The sequence below is a fragment of the Tropicimonas sp. genome (genome assembly GCF_047971885.1).
Lineage (GTDB): Bacteria > Pseudomonadota > Alphaproteobacteria > Rhodobacterales > Rhodobacteraceae > Tropicimonas.
Genome location: NZ_JBKEAE010000134.1, coordinates 22,483 through 29,109, shown reverse-complemented (window position 1 = coordinate 29,109; position 6,627 = coordinate 22,483). Strand labels below are relative to the sequence as shown.

Sequence of the window (6,627 nt, the reverse complement as noted above, 5' to 3'; positions counted from 1 at the left end):
GCCGATCATCACAGCGGCCAGATGCGCCAGCGGCGCCAGATCGCCCGAGGCGCCGACCGACCCCTGGACGGGAATCTCGGGCACCACACCGGCGGCCAGCATCGCCTCGATCAGCGCGCAGATCTCCCAGCGCACGCCCGAGGCGCCACGCCCCAGCGACAGCAGCTTCAGCACCATCATCAGGCGGGTGGTGGGCGCGTCCAGCGCTTTGCCCACGCCGCAGCAATGCGACAGGATCAGGTTGCGCTGAAGTGTTTCGGTCTGGTCGGGCGGGATCTTGACCGAGGCGAGCTTGCCGAAGCCGGTGTTGACGCCATAGACGGCAACGGCGCCCTTCGCGGCCGCGCGCACCAGCGCCGCCGCCCGCGCGACCGGCGCCTGCGCCGCAGGATCCAGCCGGACGGCCGCGCCCTGCCGCCAGACGGTTTTAAGCTCTGCCAGCCCCGTGGCTCCGGGCGTCAGGGTGATCGTCATGCGCGGCCTCCGAAAATGCGGGAGTACAGGGGGTTGAACCCCATCCGGTAGGACAGTTCGGCCGGGTGCCCGACACTCCACACCGCCAGATCGGCGCGCGCGCCAGATGCGATGAACCCGCTGTCGGCCAGCCCGAGCGCCCGGGCGGCGTGGCGGGTTACCCCCGCCAGCGCTTCTTCGGGGGTCAGGCCGAACAGGGTGCAGCCCATGTTCATCGCCAGCAGAAGCGAGGTCATCGGCGAGGTGCCCGGATTGCAATCGGTCGCCAGCGCCATCGGAACGCGATGGGCGCGAAAGGCTTCGACAGGCGGTTTCCGGTTTTCGTGCAGGGTATAGAAGGCCCCGGGCAGCAACACCGCCACACTGCCCGCCGCCGCCAGCCTGGCGGCGTCGTCAGGGGTTGCATATTCGACGTGATCGGCGGAAAGCGCGCCATGGCGCGCGGCAAGCGCCGTGCCGCCGGTATGCGAAAGCTGCTCGGCATGGAGCTTCACCGGCAGGCCAAGCTCCGCCGCCACCCGGAAGACCCGTTCGATCTGCGCCGGGGTAAAGGCGATACCCTCGCAGAAGCCATCGACGGCATCGACCAGCCCCTCGGCATGGGCGGCCCGCAGGGCGGGAATGCAGACCTCGTCGATATAGGCATCGGGCCGGCCGGCGAACTCCGGCGGTACGGCATGGGCACCCAGAAAGCTGGTGCTGATCCGCACCGGGCGCAGATCGCCGATCCGGCGCGCGGCGCGCAGCATCGCCAGTTCGGTCTCACGGTCGAGCCCATATCCCGACTTTATCTCGATATGGGTCGCACCCTCGCCGATCAGCGCATCGATGCGCGGCAGCGCCGCCCCGGCCAGCGCCTCGTGCGGCATCGAACGGGTCGCCTGTACGGTCGAGACGATACCGCCGCCGGCGCGGGCGATCTCTTCGTAGCTCGCGCCCTGCAGCCGCATCTCGAATTCGCGCGCGCGATTGCCGCCGTGCACGACGTGGCTGTGGCAGTCGATCAGCCCCGGTGTCGTCAGGCGGCCGCCGAGGTCCGTCCGCCGCCTTGCCGCATGCTCTTCGGGCAGATCCTCTAGATGCCCTGCCCAGACGATCCGTTCGCCCGAAATGGCGATGGCACCGTCATCGATCAGCCCGTAACCGCCGTCCGGCGCAATCGTCGCAATCGTCGTATTGCTGAGCAGCATCGAAAGCCCCCTTGCTCCCGTATCTGCAACGGTTAATATGTACGTACATAATAAGTCAAGGCACTGTCATGGCAAAAGACCGGGCAAAAATCTGGGCAAAGACGGCTCTCACCGAAGACGGCTGGCAAAAGGACGTTCTGGTCGATATCACCGCCGACGGCAGGATCGCCGGCGTCACCCCGGACAGCCCGCCCGGGGGGCACCGGGCCGACTGTCTGCTGCCCGCCCCGGCCAATTGCCACAGCCACGCCTTCCAGCGCGCCATGGCCGGGCTGACCGAGCGGCGCGGGCCAGATCCGCGCGATTCGTTCTGGACATGGCGGCGTCTGATGTTCCGCTTTCTCGACCGGCTCGATCCCGATCAGGTCGAGGCGATCGCCGCCTTCGTGCAGATGGAAATGCTCGAGGCCGGATTCGGCACCAATGTCGAGTTCCACTACCTGCACCATCAGCCGGACGGCCGCCCGTACGCCAACCTTGCCGAGATGGCCGGGCGCGTCGTCTCGGCGGCGAACGACACCGGGATCGGCCTGACGCTGCTGCCGGTACATTACGAATTCGGCGGCTGCGACAGGCGCCCGCTGTCGGCCGGTCAGGTGCGGTTCGGCAACTCAGAGGCACAATTCGCCCGCCTCGTCGATGCAAGCCGGCGCGCACTGTCGTCTCTGGGGCCGGATGCGCGGCTGGGGGTCGCGCCGCACAGCCTGCGCGCGGTTGCGCCGCAATCGCTTGGCGCAACCGCGGCGCTGGTTCCCGAAGGTCCGGTTCACATGCATCTGGCCGAACAGCCCGCCGAGGTTGACGAGGTACTCGCCGCTTACGGCAGGCGACCCACCGAATACATGCTCGACAGCGGCCTGCCGGACGGGCGCTGGTGCCTGATCCATGCCACCCAGATGACCCCTGCGGAGACAACCGGGCTGGCGGCGACGGGCGCGGTCGCGGGGCTTTGCCCGATCACCGAATCCTCGCTGGGGGACGGCATCTTCGATGGCGTCCGGTTTCTCGGGCACGGCGGAAGAATCGCTGTCGGATCGGACAGCAACATCCGCATATCGCTGGCCGAGGAACTGCGGACGCTGGAATATTCGCAGCGGCTGCGTGACGGCACGCGCGCCGCGCTGGCGACCCCGGACCGCTCCACCGGCCGCCGATTGTACGAAGCCGTCTGCGCCGGCGGCGCTGCGTCGGCCGGGCGGGAAGGCGGCCGGATCGCGCCGGGGCTGTGGGCCGACCTTCTGGCACTCGACACCTCGCTGCCCGATCTCGACGGGCTCGCCGGCGATACGCTGCTCGACAGCTTCATCTTTGCCGCCGGGCAGGATGCGATCGCCGATGTCTGGTCGGCCGGCCGCCATCTGGTTCGAGGTGGCCGCCACATCGCGCGCGACGCTATCGCCGCACGCTACCGCGATGCGATCCACCGGTTGCGAAGCGGACTGTGACACGGCAAGGCGCCCCATACGGCTGGCAGTCGGTCCGGGAAGAGGTGCTGCGGCGGATCACCGGCAAGGCATGGCTGCCCGGAGACCCGATCCCCAACGAAGCCGATCTGGCGGCCGAGCTTGGCTGCGCCCGTTCCACCGTCAACCGCGCGCTGCGCTCGCTTTCCGACGACGGCCTGCTCGAACGGCGGCGCAAGGGCGGAACCCGTGTCGCCCGGCATCGGGTCGGCACCGCGACGATCCGGATTCCGCTCATCCGGCAAGAGGTCGAGGAACGCGGCCGGCGCCATGGCTACCGGCTGATCGAACGGAGCCTTTGCCCGCCGCCCCGAAAGGTGGCGACAACGCTTGGAACCGCCACGGACGAGCCGCTGCTGCATGTCGTGTCGCTTCATCTGGCAGACGGGGCGCCCTACGCGCTCGAAGATCGCTGGATCGTCCCCGCGACGGTTCCCGAGGCGCTCGATGAACCTTTCGACAGGCTGGGCGCCAACGAATGGCTGGTTCTTCACCTGCCCTTCACCCATGCGGAATCGGAGTTTCTCGCCATCAGCGCGGCGGAACGGGAAATCGCCGCGCTCGGCGGAACGCCCGGCGACGCGCTGATCGTTCATCGCCGCGCGACATGGCAGGGGGCCAGGCCGATCACCTTCGTCGAAATGACCTTCGCCCGCGGTCACCGGATCAGTGGCAAGCTGTGAGCCTGCTCCGGCACGCCTCCCGCGCGACCGGTCGGCGGATTTTCGTCCGGCGGCTCCGCATTCAGGATTGCTTCAGACATTTGACCTAACGTGACCCACGCGGACACGATGGCGGCAAAATGTCGGACAAGCTCGATCTCCTTCAGAAATTCTACGACCGGGTATGGGTCTCCGGCGCGGTTGAGGAAGCATCCGGGTTTTTCGGCATTTCGACCGAGGCAAGCGGCCTGCTTCCCGATCTTGCCGTCGGTGCCCGGGAGTTTCACGAATTCGTCGCCGCATTGCTCGAGATGGTGGAGCTTTCGCAGATAAAGATCGAGAAGGCGGTGGAACAGGGCGACTGGCTTGCCGTGGTGGCGACCTACGACGCGACCGTTCGGGCAACGCGCCAGCGGATCACCGGCAACGGCATGGTGATGGTCCAGATCGAAAACGGCCGGTTTGTCGAGGCCTACAATTGTATCGATTTCCTCGGATTGTTCGAAAAGGTCGGGCTGGTTCCCGAAAACGCGCTTGCGCTCTGCATGGCCGGCCAGCGCCTCAGGTGATCCATCCCGGCGACCGGCCGTGCGCCGCTTCTTCTTTTCGCAGATGAACCTCGCACCCGGCAGCGGGAGGAATGGCCAGCGCTGAAATCCGGCGGGAATCGTTGGATGGCGGCTATCATTCGCAATCGAATCCCTTATGCTGCGTCAAAACGTCAATCAGGGAACCTAGCTGCCCATGTCGCAGAGCATCGACTACGGAGAACTGATGCATCAGGCCATGCGCAGCCTCATCCAGCAGGTGCTGCGCGAGGTTGCAGAACGCGGCCTGCCCGGGCAGCACCATTTCTTCATCACCTTCGACACCACCCACCCCGATGTGGAGATCGCCGATTGGCTGCGCCAGCGCTACCCCAAGGAAATGACCGTAGTCCTGCAACACTGGTTCGACCATCTGGAGGTATCGGACGACGGGTTTTCGGTCACGCTCAATTTCGGCGACAGCCCCGAGCCGCTCTACATTCCCTATGACGCGATCGAGACATTCGTCGATCCGTCGGTTGAGTTCGGCCTGAGATTCGAAACCGCATCCGACGAGGATGACGACGAAACCCAGTTGCCGGACGACGACGAGGAGGCGCCGCTGGCCGAGAATGTAGAGCCCGACGACACCCCGCACGACGCCGAGGTGGTCAGCCTCGACAAGTTCCGCAAATAGCACCGTCCGGCGCGGCCGGGGCATCTGCCCGCCACCGCGCCCTGCACCCGGGTGCGGCGGGGCGTGGCGTTGAAAGCCGCCCCCGCCGCCGCTAAACCGCAGCTCATCACTGATCCGGAGATAAGCCATGGCCAAGACCCGCACCGAAACCGACAGCTTCGGCCCGCTCGAAGTTCCCGCCGACAAATACTGGGGCGCGCAGACCCAGCGTTCGCTTCAGAACTTCCCCATCGGCTGGGAGAAGCAGCCCGTTCCCATCGTCCGGGCGCTCGGCGTCATCAAGAAGGCCTGCGCGATCATCAATACCGGAGATGGCAAGCTGAAACCCGAGATCGGACAGGCCATCCAGACCGCCGCGCAGGAGGTGATCGACGGCAAGCTCGACGACGACTTCCCGCTCGTCGTCTGGCAGACCGGTTCAGGAACCCAGTCCAACATGAACGCCAACGAGGTGATCGCCAACCGCGCGATCGAGCTTCTCGGCGGCAGGATCGGCTCGAAGGATCCGGTTCATCCGAACGACGACGTCAACAAGGGCCAGTCGTCAAACGATACCTTCCCGACCGCGATGCACATCGCCACCGCAACGCAGGCGCGCGACGTTCTGCTGCCCGGCCTGCGCAAGCTGCACGAGGCGTTGCAGCGCAAGGTGGTGGAGTTCGACGGGATCATCAAGATCGGCCGCACCCATACCCAGGACGCAACGCCGCTGACGCTCAGCCAGGAGTTTTCGGGTTATACCCATCAGCTCGCCAAGAGCATCGAACGGGTAGAAACCGCGCTTGGCGACATCTACGAACTGGCGCAGGGCGGCACCGCCGTCGGCACCGGGCTGAACACGACCGAGGGCTGGGATATCGAGGTCGCGGCGCAGATCGCCACCCTCACCGGCCTGCCCTTCGTGACCGCCCCCAACAAGTTCGAGGCACTCGCCGCCCATGACGCGATGGTCGAGATGTCGGGCACGCTCAAGACCGTCTCGGCAAGCCTGTTCAAGATCGCGCAGGATATCCGCCTGCTCGGGTCCGGCCCGCGCTGCGGCCTTGGCGAACTGCTGCTGCCGGAAAACGAGCCCGGCTCGTCGATCATGCCGGGCAAGGTGAACCCGACCCAGTGCGAAGCGCTGACCCAGGTCTGCGCCCATGTAATGGGCAACGACATGGCGGTCGGCTTTGCCGGCTCGCAGGGGCATTTCGAACTGAACGTCTACAAGCCGATGATGGCCTACAACGTCCTGCAAGCCATGCAGCTTATTGGTGATGCCTGCTCGGCCTTCACCGACAACCTGGTGGTCGGGCTCAGGGCGGACAAGGTGCGCATCGAGAAGCTGATGAACGAATCGCTGATGCTGGTCACCGCGCTTGCCCCGACCATCGGCTACGACAACGCCACCAAGGTCGCCAAGACGGCGCACAAGAACGGCACCACGCTGAAGGAAGAGGCGATCAACCTCGGCTTTGTCGACGAAGCGACCTTCGACGCCGTTGTCCGGCCCGAAAACATGGTCGGCCCGAAAGCGAAGTAGGGCCGGATCGCCGCATGCCCGGAACAGGCGCCCGCGCGGGCGCCTGTTTTCGTCCGGCAAGGCCGGGATTTCCATCGCGCGGTACCCGC

7 protein-coding genes are annotated in these 6,627 nt (G+C 66.3%); 5 read left to right on the top strand and 2 right to left on the bottom strand.

Features of this window, described 5'->3' with window-relative positions:
* On the bottom strand, window positions 1–474 hold a 474-nt coding region (locus tag ACK5IR_RS11690), incomplete at its 3' end, for an aromatic amino acid lyase (protein ID WP_416929082.1).
* A complete protein-coding gene (gene hutI / locus ACK5IR_RS11685; protein ID WP_416929080.1) occupies window positions 471–1,664 on the bottom strand; it encodes an imidazolonepropionase in 1,194 nt (397 codons plus the stop codon). The genes ACK5IR_RS11690 and hutI, both read right to left, overlap by 4 nt.
* Before the next feature lie 68 nt (window positions 1,665–1,732).
* Between hutI and ACK5IR_RS11680 the strand changes: the two genes are divergently transcribed.
* The 5 genes from ACK5IR_RS11680 to fumC all read left to right on the top strand — a co-directional run bounded on the left by ACK5IR_RS11680 (window position 1,733) and on the right by fumC (window position 6,538).
* Entirely contained in the window at window positions 1,733–3,109 is a 1,377-nt protein-coding gene (locus ACK5IR_RS11680; protein ID WP_416929078.1) for a formimidoylglutamate deiminase, read from the top strand.
* Window positions 3,106–3,810 carry a GntR family transcriptional regulator gene (locus tag ACK5IR_RS11675; RefSeq protein ID WP_416929076.1) on the top strand — a complete coding sequence of 235 codons (705 nt, stop codon included), beginning with the start codon at window positions 3,106–3,108 and terminating at the stop codon, window positions 3,808–3,810. The genes ACK5IR_RS11680 and ACK5IR_RS11675 overlap by 4 nt, the downstream gene beginning before the upstream one ends.
* Before the next feature lie 119 nt (window positions 3,811–3,929).
* The gene (locus tag ACK5IR_RS11670) at window positions 3,930–4,358 is read left to right on the top strand and encodes an ester cyclase (RefSeq protein ID WP_416929074.1); all 429 of its coding nucleotides are present in this window, start codon (window positions 3,930–3,932) and stop codon (window positions 4,356–4,358) included.
* A 175-nt stretch (window positions 4,359–4,533) separates the two neighbouring features.
* Window positions 4,534–5,013 (top strand): SspB family protein, encoded by a 480-nt coding sequence (locus ACK5IR_RS11665; RefSeq protein WP_416929072.1) that lies wholly within the window; start codon window positions 4,534–4,536, stop codon window positions 5,011–5,013.
* Between the two features lie 127 nt (window positions 5,014–5,140).
* Window positions 5,141–6,538 carry a class II fumarate hydratase gene (fumC, locus tag ACK5IR_RS11660; RefSeq protein WP_416929070.1) on the top strand — a complete coding sequence of 466 codons (1,398 nt, stop codon included), beginning with the start codon at window positions 5,141–5,143 and terminating at the stop codon, window positions 6,536–6,538.
* Window positions 6,539–6,627: the final 89 nt, after the last annotated feature.

Excerpts from the sequence above, each read along its gene's own strand:
- hutI (WP_416929080.1), bottom strand. The coding sequence starts at position 1,664 with ATGCTGCTCAGCAATACGACGATTGCGACGATTGCGCCGGACGGCGGT.
- ACK5IR_RS11680 (WP_416929078.1), top strand. The coding sequence starts at position 1,733 with ATGGCAAAAGACCGGGCAAAAATCTGGGCAAAGACGGCTCTCACCGAA.
- ACK5IR_RS11670 (WP_416929074.1), top strand. The coding sequence starts at position 3,930 with ATGTCGGACAAGCTCGATCTCCTTCAGAAATTCTACGACCGGGTATGG.
- fumC (WP_416929070.1), top strand. The coding sequence starts at position 5,141 with ATGGCCAAGACCCGCACCGAAACCGACAGCTTCGGCCCGCTCGAAGTT.
- ACK5IR_RS11665 (WP_416929072.1), top strand. The coding sequence starts at position 4,534 with ATGTCGCAGAGCATCGACTACGGAGAACTGATGCATCAGGCCATGCGC.